Below are 23,621 nucleotides of genomic sequence, written 5' to 3'. Positions count from 1 at the left end.
ATACACAAGTGTGAAAACCTTAACGTTAAGGTGGAAGTTTCTCAAATCCACTCTTTATCTAGCAGTATTTGCTGGCCTTATCTTTTTTCTATTTGTACAAATCTGGCTTTTCTTCTCACCAGTTTCAAAGCTCATTCTTAGTCTAGTCTTCCCGATTATTATTATGATTATTGTCTTTATCGCAGGAAGCTATTTCAGTTACAGAGATACAAGTTCCATTAAAGATCGACTTGAAGATCTTTCCATGCACATTAAAAGTTTATCAAACGGGAAATTTTCAGAAAGAGTGGAAATGGTAGAGCAAGACGAGATTGGAACCATTAGTGAAGAATTAAATGAGCTTGCTGAGAAACTTCAAAAGCAAGTGACATCCTTACAAAACCTTGTAAATCAAAAAGCTGATCTAGCCGATCAAGCTAGAGGAGCAGCAATTATCGAAGAGCGCCAAAGGTTCGCACGCGACCTCCATGATGCAGTAAGTCAGCAGCTTTTTGCATTGAACATGATGTCCTCAGCTGCCATTAAAGTAATGGACAGAGATATGGAAACAGCTAAAACTCAGATGGTTGATGTTGCTGACCTTGCAAGTAAAGCTCAAGTGGAAATGCGAGCACTTCTTCTTCACCTAAGACCCGTGCAACTTTCAGATGATTCATTAGGTGATGGAATTGAGAAACTTGTAGAGGAATTACAGAAGAAGTCAGGAGTAGACTTTCACCTCCTATTAGACGATCTACCTGAACTCTCAAAAGGAATTGAAGATAATTTATTCCGAATTGTTCAAGAAAGTCTTGGTAATGCATTAAGGCATGCTAATGCATCGGATATTCACATCACAGGGAAATTAAAAAACAATCAATTGTTACTACAAATTAAAGATAATGGTACAGGATTCACGATTGAGCAAGATCGAAAAGGCGCATACGGGCTTGGCTCTATGCAAGAACGCTGTGACGAAATAGGAAGTAAGCTGCGCATTGTTTCACGCATTGAGGAAGGAACGCTAGTCGAAGTTCGCGTTCCATTGGAGGGTTCAAAACATGGGGAACACTATTAATGTCATGATTGTCGATGACCACGATATGGTCAGAAAAGGCTTGAAAGCTTATTTGTTAACAGAGTCAGATTTACTTATAACAGGTGAAGCGAGTAATGGAAAGGAAGCCGTTACGGTGGCTAACGAGCTTAAACCTGACGTTATTTTAATGGACTTGATTATGCCTGAGATGACTGGAATTGAAGCAACACGTGAAATCATGGCAAATCATCCATCCATAAAGATTATTATCATTACAAGCTTTTACGATGATGAACAGGTTTTTCCTGCCATTGAAGCTGGAGCATTCAGCTATCTTCTGAAAACAGCTTCAGCAGATGAAATCATTTCCACAATACATAAAGCCGTTCTAGATGAAAGCGTGATTGAACAAAAAGTAGCTCAACGAATGATGAATCAACTTCGTACGAAACAGCAATCAAAGCTACATGATGAATTAACGAGAAGAGAAAAAGAAGTCCTTCTACTCATTGGTCAGGGCAAGACAAATAGTCAAATTGCAGAAGAATTATTTATCGGTTTAAAAACAGTTAAAACTCACGTTAGCAATATTCTAAGTAAGCTCAATGTACAAGATCGAACACAAGCTGCTGTATATGCTATTCGGAATGGTCTAACACGTTAAGTCTCGCTTTTTGCACCTCCTCCTTCTAGGTCGTTAGTTATTAAAAGGAATTGTGATTTGGGAGTTATATTCTAAGAAAATGGAAATCCCATAATAATAGAATGGTATATTTCCCAATGTATGTACGAGGAAATGGGCCGTTATTTTAGGCATTCATTCCGTGCAAAAATCTTATTCTCCGTTATAATAGATGGAAGATTAGATGATGAAAGGACCTTACATATGAGGCAATTTCTAACACTCTCTCTTCTCCTATTTATTCTTTCCGCTTGTGGGACAAATGGAGAGGAACAGACGACTTTAACGATCGCTGCAGCTTCGAGTTTAAGTGATGCTATGGAGGAACTGAGTGCAGCATACGAAGTAGAACATCCTGACACAGAGATTGTACTTAACTTTGCATCTTCTGGCGTTCTAGCGAATCAAATAAAGCAGGGTGCACCAATCGATGTCTTTCTATTAGCTTCCAAGGACCACTATAACGAGCTAGTGAAAAGTGATCTAATTGACCCCGAACTACATACAAACTTACTAAGCAATAAGCTCGTTTTGATTTCAAATGAAGCGACATCACTCGCGGGGTGGGATGACTTACTGTCAGATCGTGTTGACCGAATTGCAATTGGAACACCTGAAACCGTTCCAGCGGGCGCTTATGCGAAAGAAGCATTGCAATCCCTGCAAATGATGGACAAGCTAGATGAGCAACTGATCTTCGCCAAAGATGTTCGCCAGGTGCTAACCTATGTCGAGACAGGCAATGCTGATGCTGGTATCGTGTATCAAACGGACTACTTAACATCAAACAAAGTAAGTCTAGTAGCAGAGGCTCCTCTTGATGCTAACTCACCGATCACTTATCCGGCAGGCGTTGTGAACGATGCGCAAGAAGAAGCCAAGACCTTCTTTACCTATCTACAAAGTGAAGAAGCTATGACTATATTTAAGAAATATGGATTTCAAGGAAAGAAGTGATAGTAGATGGCTACCTTTCTTGATCCCATCTGGATATCACTGAAAATCTCACTTGTAGCAAGTGTTATTGTGACCGTACTTGGGATCACCCTTAGCAGATATATGGCCGGGAGGAAGTTTAGAGGAAAAAGCATCATAGATACGATTATCATGCTCCCTCTCGTACTCCCACCATCGGTGGTGGGTTTCTTACTACTTGTTCTTTTCGGAGCCTCAAGCCCCATTGGACAGTGGATTGAAGAAATCTTCAACCACCCCCTTGTCTTTACATGGCAGGCTGGTGTTATCGCTGCGAGCGTTGTCGCCTTTCCACTCATGTACCAATCAGCGAAGGTCGGTTTTGAATCAGTCGATTCAGATATTGAAGATGCAGCCCGCGTCGACGGGGCAGGAAGATGGAGAGTGCTTCAAAAAGTGTCGATTCCGCTTGCTTCTAACGCTTTACTATCTGGCATCATCTTGAGTTTTGCTCGGGCACTGGGAGAATTCGGAGCGACGTTAATGTTCGCTGGCAATCTCCCGGGGAAAACACAAACCATGCCAACAGCCATTTATGTTGCGATTGATTCCGGACAAATGACGCTCGCCTGGTCATGGGTAGCGGTCACCGTCTTCATCTCTACACTAATGCTTCTCCTTTCTTACAGGATTGCTGTTAGAACATGAAAAAACTCGCATACTCTGCGAGTTTTTTAATCTTCTGCCTCTTCATCGTCTGATTGAATGGTAGGCTTATAATATTCTTTCTTGATATAAATTTTCTCGATTTTTGGATTCTCTTCAACCTCTTTTTCCCCATAGATCGTAACATCAGAAAAGCCATCAATTAAATAAATGGTAACTGGTGTTTCGAATGGATTGGAACCCTTCCTCAACTCTTGAACTTCATAACCAAGACTTGCAAGTAACAGTCGATTGTCTCCTGGATATTGTAACGCTTCTGGATAATAGGTCATAGAAATGGCAATGTTGTTTTGAAACGTTACCTCACCATTCTCAAAAACCATTTTCATAGGATCCTTTTTATCAGGATTAATCTCCTTCGGGAAGTTTGATAGAAATTCTTCTCGTGATAACCCTAGTACTTCTTGGGCATTTACAATTACTTCAATGGAAGCTGGATCAAAATCAATTTCTTCCTCAATCTTTGCTAGCTCTTCTTTCTCTTCAATCGGTGCTTCATCTTGATTTTGTTGATTCTCAGATATCGCTTCATTCCCGCCACCACTTACTTCATCAGGCGTGGAACCGAAGGAAGGAATGCCCCAAACAGCTATGTACAAAGCAAGCCACAAAATCGCAAAGATTGCTGCTCTTTTTCTTGTGAGAGAAGCAATAAAAGGTTTAATCACATTTGCAGTCATGATTAGAAAAGCAAGCAAAACAATAAATTCAAAAAAGTCCATTACGATTCACCTCACTTCTTACTATAAAACCAATCATTCTGAAAGCACAACAGTTTATTTAACTGAAACAACTATACCTTACGACCCATTTAACTAATCATTTACAATTCTAATAAAGGAAAAACAGGATTATGTATCTAACTAGAATGGTAGACTGACCTTAAGGAGGTAACCATGTCGACTGATCGTTATACAGGTTTACCCATACACAACTACCAATCCGTTCGAGGTGAGATTCAAACAGGCGATCTCCTTCTTTGTAGTGGCAATTACCCTGTTAGTAAAATTATCAAGAAGGTCTCACAGTCTCGGTTTAGCCACGTCGCCCTTATTTTCCAATGGGTAGATCGCATGATGATTCTAGAAAGCGTGGAAAGCTATGGTGTACGAATTGTGCCGCTTTCTCATTATTTCACTGACTATCGAAATTCAGATCAACCATACAAAGGGAACCTTTTTCTTGCAAGGCATTCAGCCGTCAAAAATCTAGGTCCTATCAAAATGAACGCCATGTTGAGGCGCGGAGCTGACTTAACAGGTCAACCCTATGATATTGAAGAAATCGTCAAGATCCTCGCAAGCGTAGTGATCGGTGACCTTACATCCATCCCAAATGATAAATACATTTGTTCAGAATTTATACAAGAGTGCTATAAAAAAGCGGGGATTTTTTTCCAAGATGATGGTCGAGGTTTCATCTATCCTAAGCACATCTCAAAGGATCCATCCGTGCAACCTTTATATGAGTTAATTCCTGAATAGCCTATTTATTCCAAAAACCTCCAATTTATTCGGGTTTGTCCATACCAATTCTCGTTTTTCTAATATACTACTAGTATTCGACATAGATGGAGGGAGTATATTGAAATTAATAGTTATTGACCCTGGTCACGGTGGTTCTGACCCAGGTGCGACATACCAGACTTACAAAGAGAAAAATTTCAACTTTCTTATTTCAAGTATGGTTAGAGATCGTCTTCTATCTAAATATGATGTAAAAGTTGTTCTCACTCGAGATTCTGACAAAACCATTTCATTAAAAGAAAGAACAGACCTTGCGAATGCATTAAAACCAGATTTCTTCTTAAGCATTCACAATAACGCTGCTGGGGGAAGTGGATTTGAGAGCTATATTTACAATGGAACAATTCCAAAAGAAACGGTACAACTTCAAGCGACGATTCACGACAGAATCGCAAACTCAGTTCTCAAGAAGTATCAAGTTTTGAATCGCGGAAGAAAACGTGCAAATTTCCATGTCCTACGCGAAACAAACATGAGCGCCTTGCTGATTGAAGTGTTGTTTGTCGATAATGCTTCAGACCTTAAGCTTCTCACGAATCCAGCCTTTATTACGGACATGTCAACGAGCATTGCAGATGCAACAGCCGTTGCTATGAATTTGCCACTCAAACCTGCTCCACCAGAAGGTTCATTGTATAAGGTAATTGCAGGTTCATTCAGTAAACGGGAATTGGCTGACGACCAACTAAATCGTCTGATTCAAAAAGGATTTAACGCTTTTGTTGCATCCGCAGTTGTAAATGGTCAAACCGTTTACCGGGTACAAGCAGGCGCATTTAAAGAAATGGAAAATGCAGAAGCCCTTGTCGAAAGATTGAACAAAGCAGGCTTCGAAACGTTTATATTAATTGAAACAATTGCGCCACCAGAAGAACCGCCTAAGCCGGAGCCTGAACCAGACAAAGGACATCCTATTGAAGGATCTACGATCTTAACAGCAGCTCAAATGAATGCCTATGTTCGTTCGGTTAATCCAAAAGCTCCAGCCCTTGGAGCACTCTATCTTTCTCACAGTAAACGCTATGGTATTAGCGGAGATATTGCATTCGCTCAAGCCATTCACGAAACGAACTTCTTCCGCTTTACAGGCGATGTTAAACCAGAGCAAAACAACTTTGCCGGTATAGGCGCGACTGGTGGTGGCGCTGCTGGTGCATCATTCCCTGATGCTTCAACAGGTGTTACCGCTCAACTACAGCATTTGTACGCCTATACTTCAACGAAGCCTTTACCAGAGGGTAACAAACTAGTTGACCCGCGCTTCTCACTCGTTCAAAGAGGATCTGCAACAACATGGCAAGCTTTAAACGGTAAGTGGGCTGTTCCTGGAACAACGTACGGACAACTCATATTAAAGCACTATGAACGAATGCTAGAGTTCTCGATTAATGAATTGGTTAAGCAACAAGGAACACTTCAATCGACTAAAGATAATCTCGAAATCGAAATTTAGTATGCTACACCAAAAACGTTCAGCTCATTGAGCTGAACGTTTTCTTATGATTAATCCCAAGCAAATCGCTGTTCTTTCCACGGGTCGCCATACATATGATAGCCATTTCGTTCCCAGAATCCTTGCTGATTTACCGATCGGAATTTAATCGCTCTTACCCATTTGGCGCTTTTCCAGAAATAAAGATGCGGGATCACGACACGTAATGGATACCCGTGTTCTGGTGTTAACGATTCTCCATTATGTTTATATGCGAGGAGACTCGTTTCAGCTAGAAAATCTTCAAGCGGCACGTTTGTGGTCCATCCCTCTTCCGCTTCTACCATCACAAATTTTGCTTCTTCTCGAATTCCTACATGATCCGCTATCGCACGGGTTGAAATGCCTTGCCATTCATTATCGAACTTCGACCACCCCGTTACACAATGAATGTCATTTTGTTGGGACGTTTCAGGTAAGGAGAGCAATTGCTCAAATGTTAGAACAGTAGGACGATCAACTAATCCTCCTATGCGTAAATCCCAATTCGATAAATCTTTGTTGTAGTAAGGAACATCACCTACATGCAGGACAGGCCAACCAGATGTAACTTGCTGATTTGGCGGTAGGCGATCATGATTTTGATGCTTTACTTTCCCAAAATACATACAGCACCTCATTTCATTTCTTTTCGTTTCGTTTCGTTTCGTTTCTCTAGTTTACCAGATGGCTAACTGGATTCAATGATGAGCAAATACCCTTTTTTAGAAGATTGTTTTTTATAATATGTTTTTTTAAAAAAACCTCATATAAAATTGGATTGGAGCGGAAGGATGCTCGACTCCTGCGGGACTAGCGGGACAGGTGAGACCCCGCAGGAGCGTAAGCGACGAGGAGGCTCACCGCCCGCCCCGCGGAAAGCGAGCATCCTGGAGCGGAAATCAACCGCTGTCTACGAAAACAGCTTAATTAAAAAAACACAGGGTAAACATCCCCTGTGTTCGTTACCTTAAAAGATCATGGCTGCAATCCAACCAAATAGGATCAATGGAATATTGTAGTGAAGAAACGTCGGAACAACTGAGTCCCAAATGTGATTGTGCTGTCCATCCGCATTCAATCCTGAAGTTGGTCCAAGCGTACTATCAGAGGCAGGTGAACCTGCATCACCAAGCGCAGCAGCTGTTCCAACAAGCGCAATGGTTGCCATCGGACTAAAGCCAAGCTCGATTGCGAGAGGTACATAAATCGCTGCGATAATCGGAATGGTTGAAAATGATGAACCGATTCCCATTGTGATGAACAAACCAACAATCAACATAAGCATGGCAGCAAGTGCTTTATTATCACCAATAATATCGGAAGCTTGTGTGACTAGCGTTTGTACTTCACCTGTTTCCCTTAGTACTTCTGCAAAGCCATTAGCCGCAAGCATGACGAATCCGATAAATGCCATCATTTTCATACCTTCTGTTAAGACAGCTTCAGATTCTTTTAGACGAATACTTCCGGTTACATATAGAACAATAATTCCTGAAAGAGCACCTAGAATCATAGACTCCGTCGGAATTTGCACCGCTAGCGTTACGATAACAGAAATAGCAGCAAATAGAATGGAACGTCTGGAATAGACATGTTTCTCCGGAAAATCTTCTTGTGAGATAGAAAGCTGTTTGTACGACCTCTCACCACGATATGAAATGAACACGGCGATCAATAGACCTACGACTAACCCAGCTGTTGGTAGTAACATGGCTGTTGGAATAGAAGATAATTCGATCTGCATTCCACTATCAGCCATGTTTGACTGAAGAATTTCGTGAAATATCTTCCCGAATCCAGCAGGTAGTAGAATATAGGGTGCAGTTAAACCGAATGTTAGTACAGCAGCAACTGCCCGACGATCGATACCAAGTTCATTTAGTACTTGCAAGATCGGTGGAATAAGAATTGGAATAAAAGCAATATGAACTGGTACGAGATTTTGAGAGAAACATGAGATCAATAGAATAATGAATAGAATAAGAACCTTCGCAAGTCCTTTCTTACGATCGCCTCCCTGGCGATTCACTAACTTAAGTGCACGTTCAACAATTAGTTCTGGTAAACCTGTACGGGTTAGACCAACTGCAAAGCTCCCAAGTAATGCATAGCTTAGAGCAACTGTGGCTCCTCCTCCGAGACCCGAACTAAATGCGGTAATTGTAGCGTCAAGAGACAAACCGCCAAGCAAGCCTCCAGCAATCGCTCCTATCACAAGAGCAATAACGACATGTATACGAAATAAGCTAAGACCTAGCATAATGAGAACAGCTATAATAACGGCATTCATAACGTAACAACCTTTCAACAAATCCTTTAGTTTGGTAAATCACTAATAAGTTAACATGTAGGAGCGAGAGTGTCAATGGAAGGACCCAATCTTGGTTTGAGTTCAGATAACTCAGCAAATTCGTAGGTCTTTAAAGTACAGCGTCTACACAATATGGTATAATTGACTGATAATTTCTATAGAAAATGCTTACTCCACTATGTATAAAGGGTTAAGAAGAATCTGTCCTACATATGCTCTTACACCGATTAAACTGGAGTAACTTAGGGTAAATCACACAAAGGTTCAATTTAGAAAGGAAGATGTTGTCACTCATGGATATTTTGTTTAACTTCCCACTTTGGGCAGCGTTATTTGGCGTCTTCTTTGCCCAATTTCTTAAAGTACCCATTTATTTTATTGCAACAAAACAAATTAATTGGTCACTATTCAATGCTACTGGTGGTATGCCAAGTTCTCACTCTGCTGCGACAACCTCGCTCGCAACAGGCGTCGCACTTGAATCTGGACTTGATTCTCCCGTTTTTGCAGTAGCAGCCATGTTTAGTATTATTGTAATGTTTGATTCAACCGGCGTTAGAAGACAAACTGGTGAACAGGCAATTGTACTAAATCAGCTTGTTATGAATTTCAATAGATTTGTTTCTGAAGCGAAGAACTGGCAACAAAAGCAGGAGCGCGAAAAGATCGAAGAATTAAAAGAGCTATTAGGCCATAAACCAATTGAGGTTCTCGTAGGTGGTTTACTTGGTATTATCGCAACGATTATTCTTTATTATGCCCTTCAACTTGGTTAGAAAGGAGACATTTCATGCGTATTGTTTCTCTCTGTCCTAGTAACACGGAGCTTTGTGCTTTTCTAGGAATCACAGATCAACTTGTTGGCGTTGATGATTTCTCAGATTGGCCTGAACAGATTCATACATTACCGCGACTCGGTCCCGATCTTTCAATTGATATGAACAAGGTTGCAGATTTGAATCCTGACTTAATCCTTGCCTCACTAAGCGTACCTGGTATGGAGAAAAACATTGAAGCCCTTGATCGTTTAGGACTTTCTTATACGGTTTTGAACCCTAACTCACTAGACGATATTTGTAACGATATTGTTACGCTTGGTGAATTAACGAATAAACGTGAGGAAGCGACCACCTTATCGCAGCGTTTCAGAAACGTCCTCAAAGAATACAAAGACATTAGTGATTCGATTGAAAGCAAGCCTGAGATATACTGGGAATGGTGGCCAAAGCCTATTTTTACACCTGGCCAAACAAACTGGCTTACTGAAATCAGTGAACTTGCTGGAGCTAGAAATTGTTTCCGTGATGTTGAGCTTGCATCTGTTCAAACCGACTGGAACGATGTTGTGAACAGAAAGCCTGACCATATTTGTCTTGCATGGGTTGGCGTGAGGAAGAATAAAGTGAATCCCGCCATTGTAAAGAAACGTGAAGGTTGGGAAAAGCTCAATGATTGTCCTATTCACGTTCTCGAAGAGTGGCTTTACTGTAGACCTTCTCCGCGTCTTCTCACAGGTCTCATTAAGCTCGCATCCATTCTTCATCCTGATCGCTATCCCGCTTATAAGAGTGAAGAATCATTGCTTCAAAGTTAATCACATACAACAAAACGACGGAGCTAGAGCTCCGTCGTTTCTTTTTTACATAGTAACATACCTAACCGAACCTATTGTTATTCTACCTCTTTCAGTAGCTCCTGCCTGAACACCTGCATCGATTCTTCTTCATTCATAACTTGTAGTGCTTCTTCTGTTAGCGTACCCTTTCCTTTTTGTATAAGGTACACGTTTAGCGTCTTTTTACCCCATTCATTGTACACATCTTGAACCGTATCGTAGTATAAATCAATTCGATTTCCCTTTATAGCACTTCCTGTATCTGCGACTACACCAAATCCATATTCAGGAATAAACAAGACACTTCCAATTGGAAAAACCGACGTATCTGCTGCAATGGTAGAATATAAATCTCGTTTTACTTTCACACCAGAATACGTGATACCATATGCAGGATGATCTGGCGTTTTACCGGTTGATTCTTTTCCCGCAGTATATCCTGTTGCTGTCACCTCAAGTGCAGGATACTGCGTCCAATCTTGAGATGAATCAAGACTTTCAGGCTTATCTTCCTCACTTAGTACTACCTGATCTCGAAACATCCACTTTGTCGCCTCGTTTAATGACACACCGGATAATAACAAATACGTAGATAACAAAGCTGCTGCAAATAGACCTGTGAAAAACAAGCCTTTTACCATCAGCACGATAACACGCACGTTCTTCACTCCTCTCATGGTCTATTCATTTCCAGAGAACAGTGATGCTATTCATCCATTTCGGATCACAACAAGCTTGTCTAGTAAAAACCACAGAGTTTGAGCCAAATAAAAAAAGCTTCTGCCAGCTATTGGCGAAGCTTTTAGAACATCTGATACCCTCTAACACGCAGCATACGTATCGCAACACCCGCAAAAACAGCTCCAACAAGTCCTGCTGATAAAATAATGGCATCTGCACTACCAAGTGAAAGAAGATCAGTTCCCAACGCTTTAAATGCAGCGCCTGGCATTGAGAAGTATTGGAAAAATGAAACGTTATCAATAATCATTATGACGATAATTGGATAGGCAACCGCCATAACCCATGTTGAACGTAACAACATATTAAGCAGAAATCCAATTCCAAAGAAAAGCACTATAAATAATAGCATTGAGATAATTAGCTGTGGAATAGCCATTGCTTCACCCCCTTGTAATCATTGTTAGTTTACTGGATTGTATCCAGTTAGTCAATGAACGGAAGGTGAACGGTTCCAACAGAAAAGCTAAGCGCACATTGCGCTTAGCTTGTTAAATTAGGCTTTAGCTCCACTTCCTGAACAGCTATCACATGTTTCTGATCCGCCTAGAAGCAGTTGAAAATACCCCTTCCCCTGGCAATAAGGACAGTCCGTTGCTTTACCCTTATCCTGCTGTCTTCTCAATTCAACCACTCCTTTTGTTTCAATTTTCTGATAATATATCAAGAATGACAGAAAAAGAAAAACCCCAAATTACCTCGGGATTGCTTGTGTAAGCGGATACATGATATATTATCAGAATATTTCGTCCTTTTTCTAATCATTTCTCTGATTTGATAACAATTTATAGGAAGTGTAGCCAAATTGAGCTCCGGGGTCCATTTCGGTCTTGTATTTCTCTAATCCATTTATAAAGGGAGGAATCATAGACGACGTTCTTGTATCTGTTAATAACTCATCCTTCGTTTGAAATGAGCTCTCTTCGATCTCAGTTGTGGCAGACGAGAGTTGACCTCCGACTCTACGCATATGAAACACAACTAAGTTATCACTTATGTCGTTGTTAATAACACCCGATCTGATACCTGCAATTCCTACCGTCTCAGCAATGATACCCGTTTCTTCGAATACTTCTCGGACAGCTGCTTCGTCGACTGTCTCACCTGGATCTACGAAGCCGGCAGGAAATGACCACTTTCCCTTCAGTCCACCGTATCTCTTCTTTACAACTAGGTATTTCCCATCAGATTCAACAATGCCAGCAGCGGCAAGCCAAACCTTTCCTCTTTCAGTCAAGATCTATTCCTCCCTGGCATATTCTATATCGTTTGAACATAAGCTGTACCATAGCCCCTATTCCTTTGAATAGATTAGAAAAACTGGCATATCGCCATTTCGATTCTGGCGATAGCCTTGGTTTTTCTAATGCTGTCATTCCAAAGAATACAAGCTTTTGTAAAGTATAAAAAAGGCAAAGACATAGCGTCTTTGCCCTCTTTATCCTGCAATCTTAAAATAACTTTAGCTTACCTTTTTTCCAGACAAGCCCTGGTCCACCCAGCATGAATAAATAACGGTTATCGATAATTTTCTTCATTGCTGAAGCTGTAGAACCGTAAAGTTTCTTGTTTCCAACTTTACCGATTGCTTCGCCTTTACCAAGTGAAGCGACTGTACCCTTAATGTCTGGAGTAAAGCTCTCAAGCTCATTACCACGCACAAGGCTAAGTAGGTTCTTAGAAACCGTTCCAGCAGCTTGAATGGCTACTTGTGCAGTTGGAGGATATGGACGATTGATCTCTTCGTTGATTAAGAGCGCACAGTCACCTACAACAAATACGTTATCGTAATCAGGTGTACGCTGGTCTTTACGAACAGGTACTCGACCACGATTCGTTTCGAAGCCTGAATTTGCAACGATGGAGTTACCTTGAACGCCACCTGTCCATACAACAGTTGCAGATTTCACTTCTTCATCTTCACCTAGGATAACGCCATCTTCTGTCACTTCTTTAATCATTGTGTTCGTACGGAACTCAACGCCTTTACGCTCAAGAAGGTTCATTGCATATTCAACTAGCTCTTCATCAAATCCTGGAAGAACCGTTGGAGAAGCTTCAACGTTAATGATCTTAACGCGGTCGCGTGGGATATCGAACTCTTTACAAAGTTCAGGAACACGCTCAGCAAGCTCACCTACGAATTCAATTCCTGTGAAACCTGCACCACCAACGATAATTGTTAGAAGGTCGTCACGACGCTCTGATTCGTTGTTATAGCTAGCGAATTGGTATTCAATGTGCTCACGAATTTTGCGAACAGAATTCACACTACGAATGCTGAAGGCGTTTTCTTTAAGACCTTTAATACCAAACGTTGCCGGTTCAAAACCTAGTGCAAGTACAAGATAGTCATATACAAGCTCACCTTTTGAGAGAATCACACGTTTCTCATCTGGCTTCACTTCAACTACTGTATCTTTAACGAATTTAATTTTGTTCGTGTCAATTACGTCATTGATCATGATACGTGTTTTATCATGATGCATTGTTCCAGCTGCTGGCTCATGAAGCCATGTTGTTTGATAGTGATAATCATGCTTGTTTACGAGGGTTACTTCAACTTCGTTTGTACCCATTTCCTTTTGAAGACGAGCCGCTGTCATAATACCGCCGTAACCTGCACCTAAGATCGCAATTTTTGGTCTACTCACTAGTATCACATCCACCTTTTTTACCGATATTTTTTAGGACATAGTAAGGAAATTCCCTTATGTGTCCAACCGTGAAACGTCATAAACGTTAAGAATAAGGATATTATCCCTCATATAATAGATAATAATAGGAAAGATTGAGAGACATTGTTAAGGATTTCACGTTCTAGATCAAAAAAAAGACGATCTAATACGCACTTTGTCATAAATTTTTCAAATCTGACGCTCAATTTTAATCATATTCTTTTTTATTTTGTTTTTCAACCCTTATAATGAAACTTCTAGACGTGTTTTCACGTTAGGGGTTTAGTTCCGTTTTTATTATGATTATAATAATGAAAGCACATCGATTAAATTTAAGGGGGACTGACAATGACAGACCAGCAAGAACTATATGATATTACAATTATTGGCGGAGGTCCTGTCGGATTATTCACTGCTTTCTACGGTGGTATGCGCCAGCTTCGCGTCAAAATTATTGAAAGTATGCCACAGCTTGGAGGGCAGCTCTCTGCTCTTTATCCTGAAAAATATATTTATGATGTTGCGGGCTTTCCGAAAGTACTCGCTCAAGAGCTTGTTGATAATTTAAAAGAGCAAGCGAATCAATTTAATCCAGAAGTGGCTCTAGAGCAATCGGTAGAAGAAGTTAAAAAGCTTGAAGATGGCACACTTTACTTGCGCACGAATACAGGTGAGGAGCATTACACACGCGCGGTCATTATTACGGCTGGCGTTGGTGCATTCCAACCTCGTCGTCTTAAAGTAGAAGGCGCAGATCAGTATGAGGGGAAAAACCTTCACTATTTCGTAAATGACCTTACGAAATTCGCTGGACAGAAAGTTCTCATTGCTGGTGGTGGAGATTCTGCCGTAGACTGGGCTAACATGCTAGAACCAATCGCTGAAGAAGTAACGCTCATTCACCGCCGTGATAAGTTCAGAGCACATGAACACAGTGTTGAACAACTTATGAATTCCTCCGTCAACATCCAGACTCCTTATAACATCAGTGAGTTCATTGGAGATGGCGAGAAAATCAATCAGGTTGTTCTGGAACAAGTTAAAGGCGAAGAAACGATCACGAAAGACGTTGATGCCGTTATTGTAAACTATGGCTTTATCTCTTCTCTTGGACCAATTAAAGAATGGGGCCTTGATATCCAGAAGAACTCCATCGTTGTTAATTCTAAAATGGAAACCAATGTTGCAGGAATCTATGCTGCTGGAGATGTAGCTACATACGATGGTAAAGTGAAGTTGATCGCCTCAGGATTTGGTGAAGCACCAACCGCAGTTAACAATGCAAAATCCTATATGGATCCAGATGCGAAAGTTCAACCTCTTCACAGCACAAGCTTGTTCGATAAGAAGAAGTAATTTAAACGGGAGGAAGGGATAGATATGGACGAAATTATTTTTATTATAGTCATGGCTGCAGGTCTTGGTTATTCCCTATTCCGAAGCTTGAAAGAAACGCCTAAACCTGATTGGAAATCTGTTAAGCAAAACCTCTTCCATTCTACACATTAAAGGTAATAATTCATTCAAAATCGCCCTGTGAATCCACAGGGCGATTTTTGTTATTACTTTAACGTTTCTCTTAAGCGTACAGCAGTTAATAACCCTGCAAAAAGAGGTAATAGTGCGACTAAACCAATGGCCCAATTAACGTCTAGAAGATCAGTAATTACCCCAGCCATAATTGCACCAAAGGCATAGCCACTGTCACGCCAAAAACGGTAAATACCCATTGATGTTGCTCTCCAATCCGGATGCGCAACGTCACCAATAGATGCCATAAGCGTGGGATATACCATAGCTGTACCTATCCCTAATAGAATAGCCCCGATCATCCACAATGAATAACTATCTACAACTAATATCCACCAAAGTGAGAGAGCTTGTAGCCACATTCCGAATGTAATAAGCCATTTACGACCTATTCGATCACTCAATACTCCTGTAAAAAGTTGAAAGAATCCCCAGGAGGCTGGATAAACAGCTACAATGGTTCCAATTTGACCGACTGACAAGCCTTGAGCAGCTAGGAAGATCGGAAAGAGTCCCCAGGCCATCCCATCTTTTAAATTTGTTGATAATCCCGCAAAACTAATACTAGAAAGGTTCTTGTCCTTCCATGTTGTCTTTTTGAACACTTCTTTTGAATCAATACGTTCAATAGTGCCTTTTTGCTGAGCTTGAACCTTTACTTGTTTCTCAGTATTTTTCACGAACATGGAAAAGACAAATCCTAGAATAACGATCCCAATACCAATATAAAACGGTTCCGGGCTCATTGAATACGTTGAAGCGACATACCCAGATATAACGGCCATTAGAGCAACACCAAGATATCCGGCAAATTCATTAAATCCTACAGCTAACCCTCGCTGGGTAGGCTTTGCCAGATCCACCTTCATGTTAACAGTCATCGACCATGTTAACGCCTGATTAACCCCTAAAAGAACGTTAGCAACAACAATAACCCACCAGGAGTGTGCGAAGATGACAAGTAAGGGTACGAATAATCCGATTCCCCAACCTAATAAAAGAACCTGTTTCCTCCCAATTCGATCTGCAAGATTACCAGCAATAAAGTTAAAAACAGCTTTCGAGAAGCCGAAGCTAACAATGAACGATAGAGCAGCACTCGCCGAAGCTATTCCGAATTGTTCTTCTCCTATAATCGGCAAGATGGTCCTCTCAAGACCAACCATAGAACCTACAAATAAGTTGATAACGACTAATAATGAAAATTGCATAAGATTTTCTTTAACGCCTACTTGTACGTTATTTAACGACCTTTCCATTTCACTCACCTCCACACCTAAAAATCACGAATCTATTTTTTCATCACTGAAAATTGCTGCGCCTTTGGTTCCATTCATGGATACCAGCTTCTAACCGTTTCGCGTTGTAACCTTCTGCTCTAAGAAACTCTACAGCCTCTGTCGCATATACACAGTATGGTCCACGACAATAAGCAATCACTTCTTGATCTTTTGGTAAATTGCTTAGATGCTTCTCTATTTCATGTATAGGCATTGAAATCGCTCCAGTAATGTGACCAGTTTCGTATTCGTTTCTAGGTCTAACATCAACTAGTATGTGATTACCTTCTTCCATCCGCTCCATCAACTCTGCAAGTTCAAGAGTTTCTAGCTCATCGGATCTTAAAATGAATTCATTTCGTAACGTATTAACCTCGTCGATTTGTTCTGCACCAACCGCTTTTATCGAAAGAAGTAAGGATACTACCATTGGACTTGCTAATTTATAAAACACAAAGTTTTTTTCTTTGTAAAATGTAACCAAACGAGCATCAAGAAGTGCTTGTAAATGTTTAGAAGTATTAGAAACACTCATCTTCGTAGCTTGCGAAAGTGATTCAACGGACTTAGGAGAATGAGAGATCAAATCCAATAACTCCAAGCGCTTAGGACTTGATAATACTTTCCCAATACGTGAAAACTCACCATAAACATTATCTTTAAACTCTCTTGAATCCATAGAAACATCTCCTTCCTTCTATTCAACTCAATGGTTGAATAGTAGCACGGTCGTAATTGACCTGTAAATGAATACGTTTGAACTGTTATTGCAGAATGTGGCTCTTGAGACAATTATTTTTAAAAAACCACACTTCGCTAATTGGAGCGGAAGGATGCTCGACTCCTGCAGGACTAGCGGGACAGGTGAGACCCCACAGGCAAAGCCGAGGAGGCTCACCGCCCGCCCCGCGGAAAGCGAGCATCCTGGAGCGGAAATTAACCTCACTCTAATAGTTAACAAAAAGAGTGCATTTACATAATCGTAAACGCACTCTTTTTATATCCCTTTATGCAATTATCCATCAAATCGATTACTTCTATTTTTATTTACAGAAGCATTGCTTGATATGTATTACCAACCGAGTCCAACTTTAGTTGTAAGAATCAATTCACCTGAATTTTCTTGCAACGAAATTTCATAACGTCCAGGCTTATTTGAATAGGCTAGCGTTTGCTTCTTAAATTCAACATTAGCACGATAGCGCACCTCGATATTCTCGGTTTCAAGATCACCTGAATCTTCCTCACGTATCTTTAATAAGTACACAATATATCCCCCCATAACAAGAATTTATACGTTCATTTTATCACCAGGAGGGATCCTGAGATATGAAAAATAGTTTACAATAAGTCCACTATTTTCCATCAGAACTAATTTCATATTACTGATTTGAATAAAAACCACACTTCGTTGATTGGAGCGGAAGGATGCTCGACTCCTGGAGCGGAAATACCCCCCCTACTGCAATAACAACAGTGTCTACGAAAATAGCCTTTCAAAAAGATTATTCTTACGCAGTAGCGGGTACTAGCCATATTAGTTGATATAAGACTTTACTGAGGAGGATAAATCATGAATAGATTACAAAACAAAATTGCCGTTGTCACTGGCTCTGCAACAGGGATCGGGAAAGCAACGGTCGAGCTTTTCTCAAAAGAAGGTGCGACAGTTCTATGTGCAGATGTTAATACAGAAGAACTGGATAAGACAGTAGAGGAATTAAACAAAGACGGAGGCAACGTTAAACCGTTTCAACTAGATGTTTCTAATGAAGATAGCGTCACCCGTTTTGCCAATCAAGTAAAAGAAGAGTACGGCACGATTGATGTGTTATTCAATAACGCAGGTGTGGATCAAGAAGGTGGAAAAGTTCACGAGTATCCTGTTGAACTGTTTGACCGTATTATTTCAGTCGACCTACGCGGGACTTTCTTAACGAGTAAATACTTAATACCACTTATGCTTGATCATGGCGGTTCAATCATTAACACTTCTTCTATGTCAGGGCGAGCAGCTGACCTTGATCGATCTGGTTATAATGCAGCTAAAGGTGGCATTACAAACTTTACGAAAGCGATGGCAATTGATTACGCTAGACAAGGCATTAGAGTAAATTCAATCTCTCCTGGAACGATTGAAACACCGTTAATTGATAAGCTCGCAGGATCAAAAGATGAGGAGATGGGTCAGAAGTTTAGAGATGCGAATAAATGGGTCACTCCTATGGGACGCCTAGGTCGACCAGATGAAATGGCCAAAGTAGCTCTCTTCCTTGCTTCAGACGATAGCTCCTACGTAACAGGTGAGGATATTACAGCTGATGGAGGAATTATGGCTTATACGTGGCCAGGTAAGATGTTAATTGATAAGGAATGGAAAGAAGAAACAGAATAAAACCTAGTGAAAACCCCGCATCCTATGGATACGGGGTTTTCTAACTATTAAGCCCACCACATCTCAGTTGGCTGGTCTTCAATTAATACAGATTGAAGGTTCTTCACAGCGCGCTGGAAACCTTCTTCAATCGACATCAGTGGATCTTCGTGTTCAATACTAACCACATGATCATAACCAAACATGCGAAGTGCGCTCATCATATTCGACCATTCTTGATTGCTGTGGCCACAGCCAACAGATCTGAACGTCCAAGCGCGAGATTTCACTTCTCCATAAGGTTGCATATCTGTTAATCCATGCATGTTCACATTATCTTGATCGATATACGTGTCCTTCGCATGGAAATGATGAATCGCATTCTCTTTACCTAGAATCTTAATGGCTGCGACAGGATCAATTCCCTGCCACCACATATGACTTGGATCAAGGTTCGCTCCAACGGCATCACACGTAAGTTCACGAAGCTTCAACATCGTGTACGGTGTATGTACTAGGAATCCTCCATGAAGCTCAAGACCGATCTTCACATTGTGATCTTTAGCAAACTGTCCCCACTCTTTCCAATATGGAACAAGCTTCTCTTCCCACTGCCACGTTAGTACGTCAGAATACTCAGCAGGCCATGGTGTAACTGGCCAATTCGGAAACTTCGCTTCCTCATGATCACCAGGTGTTCCTGAGAAACAGTTTACGACTGGTACATTCATAAGAGAAGCAAGCTTCACTGTTTTCACGAACGCATCGTGACACTGCTGTGCAAACTCTTTATCAGGAGAAATAGGGTTACCATGACAGCTAAAAGCACTAATTTCTAGACCTCTCGACTGTATTTTCTCAAGATATTCTGCGCGTTTTTCTTCGCTATCCAACAACTCATCAACATTACAATGAGCATTACCAGGATAGCCTCCCGTTCCAATCTCAACCGCTTTTAGACCGGATGCTTTCGCATGATCGAGCATTTCTTCAAATGATTTATCCGAAAATAGAACCGTAAATACGCCAAGTTTCATCTTCTCACTCCTATACTTTCTAGTTATTATAATTGAACGCTTTTTCCTGTAGCACAGCTTTCATAGATTGCTTCAATCACCTGTGAAACAGTGCGTGCTTCTTCTGAACTCACAATAGGTTCCTCAAGACCGAGACAACTGTTTACAAAGTTTGCAGCCTGAGGCAGTCCTGGATCTTCGTCACCGGGAACCCACTCGCTACTGCTGTTTAACAGCATGCCATACTTTGCTTGGTTCAGTTGAAACGGAAATACCTCTAGGCCACCATTGCTACCAGAAAGACTAACTGACTCTTTATCTTCTGCAATATTAGCTGACCACGACGTTTCAAATAGCATCGAAACATTGTTATCAAATTTAATATACGCCGTCACATGATCATCCACATCGAATGTCTCATGATCAAAAGCACCCCATAAATTAACTTGTTCAGGCGTTTTACTTAATCGATTATACGTTGTTCCTGATACTTCTACTGGCTTTGGATTTCCCATAAGCCACATACTTAAGTCGAGAAAATGACAACCATAGTCGATTAAGCTACCGCCACCTTGTAGCTGTTTATTCGTAAATACGCCCCAACCTGGTACTTTACGACGGCGAAGCGCCTGTACTCTTGCTACCATTGGATCGCCAATTTCTCCTTCTTGAATAACCTGATGTGCTGCGCGCGGCTCTTTCATGAAACGATAATGATAAGCGATCGAAAGGACTTTTCCTGACTCTTTTTCTGCTTCGATCATACGATCACATTCTTCTACGCTCATCGCCATAGGCTTCTCACAAAGCACATGTACGCCCGCTTCTAACGCCTGAACAGCAAGATCTGCATGGAATTTGTTCGGTGTGCAAATCGTTACAGCATCTACGTCTTTTAGCATATCTGACACTTGCTCGTACACATTTGTGATGTTAAATAACACTGAAGCTTCCTTTGCTCTCTCATAGTCAACGTCATAAACACCAAACAACTCTACCTGTTCAGTGAGTTGTTGGTATGAAGGGATATGACGTGACTGAGCGATTCCACCAGACCCGATAATTCCCATTCGTAATTTAGTCACGTAATCACCTCAAACTAATCATTTTCTTCGTTTCATTTGATTCAAGAGCCGCTAGGACAACTTGAAGTGAATTCATTCCTTCAAGACCACTTACAGGTGACTCTTTATCAGAAGCGATACTATCTACAAAACGATCAATCACCTGCGAATTCGACTGACCACCTTCGTCATTCGATTGGATTCCACCTAGTTCATACTTCACAATTTCGCCTGTTTGATACTGAACGACTAGTGAATTTACTGGATCATCTTCAAGTCGTAAGATGGCTTTCTCAGCATAAATGATCGTCGAGTTATCTTCTTTTGCTGTATAAGCCCAGCTTGCTGCAAGCGTGCCAATGATGCCGCTTTCTGATTTCAAAATGCAAACTGCATTGTCATCAACCGTTGCAAATTCCTTTGCACTCGTTTCAACAAAAGAACCTACTTCTACGATTTCTTCACCTAGTACATAACGAATAAGGTCCGTTTTGTGAACACCAAGATCTCCCATTGCTCCAATAAATGCCTTCTCTTTCTCGAAGAACCAGCTATCTTTCCCATCAACGCTCCATGCTTCTGGTCCAGGATGACCGAAAGCTGTACGGAAACTATAGACTTTCCCTACTTCACCACTAGCTAGAATCTCTCTTGCTTTTGCGTGGGAAGGCACAAATCGTTGGTTATGAGCAATCATTAGCTTCTTACCGCTCTCTCGGGCTGCTTCAATCATCTGTTCTGCATCTTCTCGTGAGGTTGCCATCGGCTTCTCACAAAGAACATGCTTACCCGCTTTTAATGCAGCAATGGAAATCGGGGCGTGCAAATAGTTTGGCGTACATACGCTCACTGCATTAATTTCTTTGTTCTGAAGCAATTCTTCCACACTTTCATAAGAGACTGCTCCATAAAGTGCCGCAATTTCATCAGCTCGCGTTTTAACGATGTCACAAACAGCAGCAACTTCTATTTGTTTGTTTGCTGCGTATTCTGGAAGATGACGATGTTGTGCGATGCTTCCGCATCCGATTACACCAACTTGTAGTTTTTTCATGGTTTCTCCTCCTCTATCTTTCTTTTATTTAGATGTAATAGTTTCGAGTGGTTTTGCATTTCCATAGACTGGCTTTGCTATTGTTGTAGGCTTTGCCCAAGCAACAGCGTTCTTCATCACTCTCTGAATATCTTTGTGATAATAAGTCGGGTACGTTTCGTGTCCAGGTCTGAAGTAGAATACTTTGCCTTGTCCACGTTTATATGTACAACCGCTTCTGAAAACCTCTCCGCCTTCGAACCAGCTAACAAATACAAGCTCGTCCGGCGCAGGAATATCAAAATGCTCTCCATACATTTCTTCTTTTTCAAGTTCGATCTTCTCTCCAATTCCTTCTGCAATAGGGTGAGTAGGATCGATAACCCACATTCTTTCCTTCTCATCCGCTTCACGCCACTTGAGATCACAGCCTGTCCCCATTAGCTTTTTGAAGATTTTGGAGAAGTGACCTGAGTGAAGTACGATGAGACCCATTCCATCAAGAACGCGCTGATGAACACGTTCAACAATTTCATCTGATACCTCTTCATGGGCAATATGGCCCCACCAAAGAAGAACATCGGTACTATTTAATACTTCTTCTGATAAACCGTGTTCTGGCTCGTCTAGCGTCGCTGTTCTTACTTCGAAATCTTCTTTCATAAATTCAGCAATCGCTCCATGAATGCCGTTCGGATAGACACTTCTTACTTCTTCACTTTTTTGTTCGTGTCGATTTTCATTCCATACAGTAACGTTAAGCATATGATCCACTCCTATTATATCTATTCTTTTACTGAACCTGATGTTAAGCCAGAAACAATTCTACGTTGGAAAATGAGTACCATAATAACAAGCGGAACCGTTACAACAACAGTTGCTGCTGAGATCTCGCCCCATGGAATTGTATATTGTCCCTGGAATAGAGCAATTCCGACTGGTACGGTTTTGAACTTATCAGCTGTGTTGATCGTAAGGGCAAAGAGAAATTCGTTCCATGCAGCGATAAACACGAGTATAGCTGTTGTGAAAATCCCTGGTACCGCTAGCGGCATAATGACTTTCCAATACGTTTGCCATAGTGATGCACCATCAATTCTTGCTGCTTCTTCAAGATCAAATGGAATTTTTCTAAAGAACGTCACGAGTAACCAAATGGATAATGGAAGCGTGATTGTCGTATACGGGATAATAAGTCCCAGGTAGCTATTCGTAAGACCTAAGTTTTTAAGAAAGATGTAGATTGGTGAAATCGTTGCAACCTGTGGAAACATCGATACTGAAAGGACCACTCCAAGAATAATTGGTTTTCCTTTAAAATTAAGACGCGCAATCGCATAAGCTGCGAAAGATGCTACAAGAACGGTATAAACGGTTGTAATCGTAGCGACAACAGTACTATTCCAAAGATAGCGCATGAACGGATAATCTACGAAAACGGATACATAGTTTTGTAGTGTTGGGTTCGATGTGAATGGATTGAACGCTCTGTCTCCAAATAGCTCAGACAGCGGCTTAATCGAGCTTGCAAGCATCCATAGAAATGGAAACATAACCAAGAAAACAAACACGACTAGAAAAACATAAAACATCGGTCCAGCTTTCTTATTCATCTGGCAGACCCTCCTTCTTCATCAT

The 23,621-nt window shown here is 41.0% G+C and carries 27 protein-coding genes; 11 read left to right on the top strand and 16 right to left on the bottom strand.

The features are described from left to right. The first annotated feature begins 10 nt into the window (after positions 1-10). The 4 genes from AB986_RS15090 to modB all read left to right on the top strand — a co-directional run bounded on the left by AB986_RS15090 (position 11) and on the right by modB (position 3,323). Positions 11-1,057, top strand: a complete 1,047-nt coding sequence (locus AB986_RS15090; protein ID WP_048312048.1) for a sensor histidine kinase — start codon at positions 11-13, stop codon at positions 1,055-1,057. Next, positions 1,041-1,682 carry a response regulator gene (locus AB986_RS15085; protein ID WP_048312047.1) on the top strand — a complete coding sequence of 214 codons (642 nt, stop codon included), beginning with the start codon at positions 1,041-1,043 and terminating at the stop codon, positions 1,680-1,682. Before AB986_RS15090 ends, AB986_RS15085 begins: the two co-directional genes overlap by 17 nt. 222 nt (positions 1,683-1,904) lie before the next feature. Further along, complete coding sequence (gene modA / locus AB986_RS15080; protein WP_048312045.1) at positions 1,905-2,657, top strand: molybdate ABC transporter substrate-binding protein; 753 nt, start codon at positions 1,905-1,907, stop codon at positions 2,655-2,657. Between the two features lie 6 nt (positions 2,658-2,663). After that, positions 2,664-3,323, top strand: coding sequence for a molybdate ABC transporter permease subunit (modB, locus tag AB986_RS15075; protein ID WP_048312042.1), 660 nt, complete (start codon positions 2,664-2,666; stop codon positions 3,321-3,323). 26 nt (positions 3,324-3,349) lie between these two features. Here modB and AB986_RS15070 read toward each other — a convergent pair whose 3' ends face one another. Further along, positions 3,350-4,063 carry a hypothetical protein gene (locus AB986_RS15070; RefSeq protein WP_048312039.1) on the bottom strand — a complete coding sequence of 238 codons (714 nt, stop codon included), beginning with the start codon at positions 4,061-4,063 and terminating at the stop codon, positions 3,350-3,352. Positions 4,064-4,237: 174 nt separating this feature from the next. On the opposite strand from AB986_RS15070, the gene AB986_RS15065 reads away from it, so the two are divergent. Further along, positions 4,238-4,825, top strand: coding sequence for a YiiX/YebB-like N1pC/P60 family cysteine hydrolase (locus tag AB986_RS15065; protein ID WP_048312037.1), 588 nt, complete (start codon positions 4,238-4,240; stop codon positions 4,823-4,825). A 100-nt stretch (positions 4,826-4,925) separates the two neighbouring features. Continuing rightward, positions 4,926-6,320, top strand: a complete 1,395-nt coding sequence (locus AB986_RS15060; RefSeq protein ID WP_048312035.1) for an N-acetylmuramoyl-L-alanine amidase — start codon at positions 4,926-4,928, stop codon at positions 6,318-6,320. A gap of 50 nt (positions 6,321-6,370) precedes the next feature. Here AB986_RS15060 and AB986_RS15055 read toward each other — a convergent pair whose 3' ends face one another. After that, on the bottom strand, positions 6,371-6,967 hold the full coding sequence (locus AB986_RS15055; protein ID WP_048312033.1) for a sulfite oxidase-like oxidoreductase: 597 nt from the start codon (positions 6,965-6,967) through the stop codon (positions 6,371-6,373). 341 nt (positions 6,968-7,308) lie between these two features. Beyond that, entirely contained in the window at positions 7,309-8,631 is a 1,323-nt protein-coding gene (locus AB986_RS15050; protein WP_048312031.1) for a Na+/H+ antiporter family protein, read from the bottom strand. 314 nt (positions 8,632-8,945) lie between these two features. On the opposite strand from AB986_RS15050, the gene AB986_RS15045 reads away from it, so the two are divergent. Both AB986_RS15045 and AB986_RS15040 read left to right on the top strand, forming a co-directional pair. Next, entirely contained in the window at positions 8,946-9,428 is a 483-nt protein-coding gene (locus AB986_RS15045; protein WP_048312029.1) for a divergent PAP2 family protein, read from the top strand. Positions 9,429-9,442: 14 nt separating this feature from the next. After that, positions 9,443-10,246 carry a cobalamin-binding protein gene (locus AB986_RS15040; protein WP_048312027.1) on the top strand — a complete coding sequence of 268 codons (804 nt, stop codon included), beginning with the start codon at positions 9,443-9,445 and terminating at the stop codon, positions 10,244-10,246. A 77-nt stretch (positions 10,247-10,323) separates the two neighbouring features. Here the strand turns inward: AB986_RS15040 and AB986_RS15035 are convergent, their stop codons facing one another. The 5 genes from AB986_RS15035 to AB986_RS15020 all read right to left on the bottom strand — a co-directional run bounded on the left by AB986_RS15035 (position 10,324) and on the right by AB986_RS15020 (position 13,662). Continuing rightward, on the bottom strand, positions 10,324-10,908 hold the full coding sequence (locus AB986_RS15035) for a 3D domain-containing protein (protein WP_236690406.1): 585 nt from the start codon (positions 10,906-10,908) through the stop codon (positions 10,324-10,326). 161 nt (positions 10,909-11,069) lie between these two features. Then, on the bottom strand, positions 11,070-11,387 hold the full coding sequence (locus AB986_RS15030) for a YuiB family protein (RefSeq protein WP_048312024.1): 318 nt from the start codon (positions 11,385-11,387) through the stop codon (positions 11,070-11,072). 117 nt (positions 11,388-11,504) lie between these two features. Next, positions 11,505-11,633, bottom strand: a complete 129-nt coding sequence (locus AB986_RS22450) for a YuiA family protein (RefSeq protein ID WP_161797390.1) — start codon at positions 11,631-11,633, stop codon at positions 11,505-11,507. A 132-nt stretch (positions 11,634-11,765) separates the two neighbouring features. Next, positions 11,766-12,245 carry an NUDIX domain-containing protein gene (locus AB986_RS15025; RefSeq protein ID WP_048312023.1) on the bottom strand — a complete coding sequence of 160 codons (480 nt, stop codon included), beginning with the start codon at positions 12,243-12,245 and terminating at the stop codon, positions 11,766-11,768. Between the two features lie 214 nt (positions 12,246-12,459). After that, a complete protein-coding gene (locus AB986_RS15020) occupies positions 12,460-13,662 on the bottom strand; it encodes an NAD(P)/FAD-dependent oxidoreductase (protein ID WP_048312021.1) in 1,203 nt (400 codons plus the stop codon). Positions 13,663-14,034: 372 nt separating this feature from the next. On the opposite strand from AB986_RS15020, the gene AB986_RS15015 reads away from it, so the two are divergent. Beyond that, entirely contained in the window at positions 14,035-15,042 is a 1,008-nt protein-coding gene (locus tag AB986_RS15015) for an NAD(P)/FAD-dependent oxidoreductase (RefSeq protein WP_048312020.1), read from the top strand. A 24-nt stretch (positions 15,043-15,066) separates the two neighbouring features. Further along, positions 15,067-15,195, top strand: coding sequence for a hypothetical protein (locus tag AB986_RS22865; protein WP_269082702.1), 129 nt, complete (start codon positions 15,067-15,069; stop codon positions 15,193-15,195). 53 nt (positions 15,196-15,248) lie between these two features. Here the strand turns inward: AB986_RS22865 and AB986_RS15010 are convergent, their stop codons facing one another. The 3 genes from AB986_RS15010 to AB986_RS15000 all read right to left on the bottom strand — a co-directional run bounded on the left by AB986_RS15010 (position 15,249) and on the right by AB986_RS15000 (position 17,763). Then, complete coding sequence (locus tag AB986_RS15010; RefSeq protein ID WP_048312019.1) at positions 15,249-16,475, bottom strand: MFS transporter; 1,227 nt, start codon at positions 16,473-16,475, stop codon at positions 15,249-15,251. Positions 16,476-16,518: 43 nt separating this feature from the next. After that, positions 16,519-17,175 carry an ArsR/SmtB family transcription factor gene (locus AB986_RS15005; protein WP_048312018.1) on the bottom strand — a complete coding sequence of 219 codons (657 nt, stop codon included), beginning with the start codon at positions 17,173-17,175 and terminating at the stop codon, positions 16,519-16,521. A 393-nt stretch (positions 17,176-17,568) separates the two neighbouring features. Beyond that, positions 17,569-17,763, bottom strand: a complete 195-nt coding sequence (locus tag AB986_RS15000; protein WP_048312016.1) for a hypothetical protein — start codon at positions 17,761-17,763, stop codon at positions 17,569-17,571. A 306-nt stretch (positions 17,764-18,069) separates the two neighbouring features. Here AB986_RS15000 and AB986_RS14995 point away from each other — a divergent pair, with 306 nt between their 5' ends. Next, the gene (locus AB986_RS14995; RefSeq protein ID WP_048312015.1) at positions 18,070-18,891 is read left to right on the top strand and encodes an SDR family oxidoreductase; all 822 of its coding nucleotides are present in this window, start codon (positions 18,070-18,072) and stop codon (positions 18,889-18,891) included. Positions 18,892-18,938: 47 nt separating this feature from the next. On the opposite strand, the gene AB986_RS14990 is transcribed toward AB986_RS14995, so the two are convergent. From AB986_RS14990 to AB986_RS14970, 5 genes are read right to left on the bottom strand one after another with little or no spacing between them, the layout of a single operon-like run. Beyond that, positions 18,939-19,907: a sugar phosphate isomerase/epimerase family protein gene (locus AB986_RS14990; RefSeq protein WP_048312013.1), complete on the bottom strand. Its 969-nt coding sequence runs from the start codon at positions 19,905-19,907 to the stop codon at positions 18,939-18,941. Between the two features lie 26 nt (positions 19,908-19,933). After that, on the bottom strand, positions 19,934-20,971 hold the full coding sequence (locus AB986_RS14985; RefSeq protein ID WP_048312011.1) for a Gfo/Idh/MocA family protein: 1,038 nt from the start codon (positions 20,969-20,971) through the stop codon (positions 19,934-19,936). A 4-nt stretch (positions 20,972-20,975) separates the two neighbouring features. Beyond that, positions 20,976-22,004, bottom strand: coding sequence for a Gfo/Idh/MocA family protein (locus AB986_RS14980; protein ID WP_048312010.1), 1,029 nt, complete (start codon positions 22,002-22,004; stop codon positions 20,976-20,978). A gap of 24 nt (positions 22,005-22,028) precedes the next feature. After that, positions 22,029-22,748, bottom strand: coding sequence for a ThuA domain-containing protein (locus AB986_RS14975; RefSeq protein WP_048312009.1), 720 nt, complete (start codon positions 22,746-22,748; stop codon positions 22,029-22,031). Between the two features lie 20 nt (positions 22,749-22,768). After that, the gene (locus tag AB986_RS14970) at positions 22,769-23,596 is read right to left on the bottom strand and encodes a carbohydrate ABC transporter permease (protein ID WP_048312008.1); all 828 of its coding nucleotides are present in this window, start codon (positions 23,594-23,596) and stop codon (positions 22,769-22,771) included. Between the last annotated feature and the right edge of the window lie 25 nt (positions 23,597-23,621).

The sequence above is a fragment of the Guptibacillus hwajinpoensis genome, assembly GCF_001039475.1.
GTDB classification, from domain to species: Bacteria; Bacillota; Bacilli; order Bacillales; family Guptibacillaceae; genus Guptibacillus; species Guptibacillus hwajinpoensis.
Note: the sequence above shows the minus strand (reverse complement) of the source record. Positions and strands in the feature narration are given on the sequence as shown.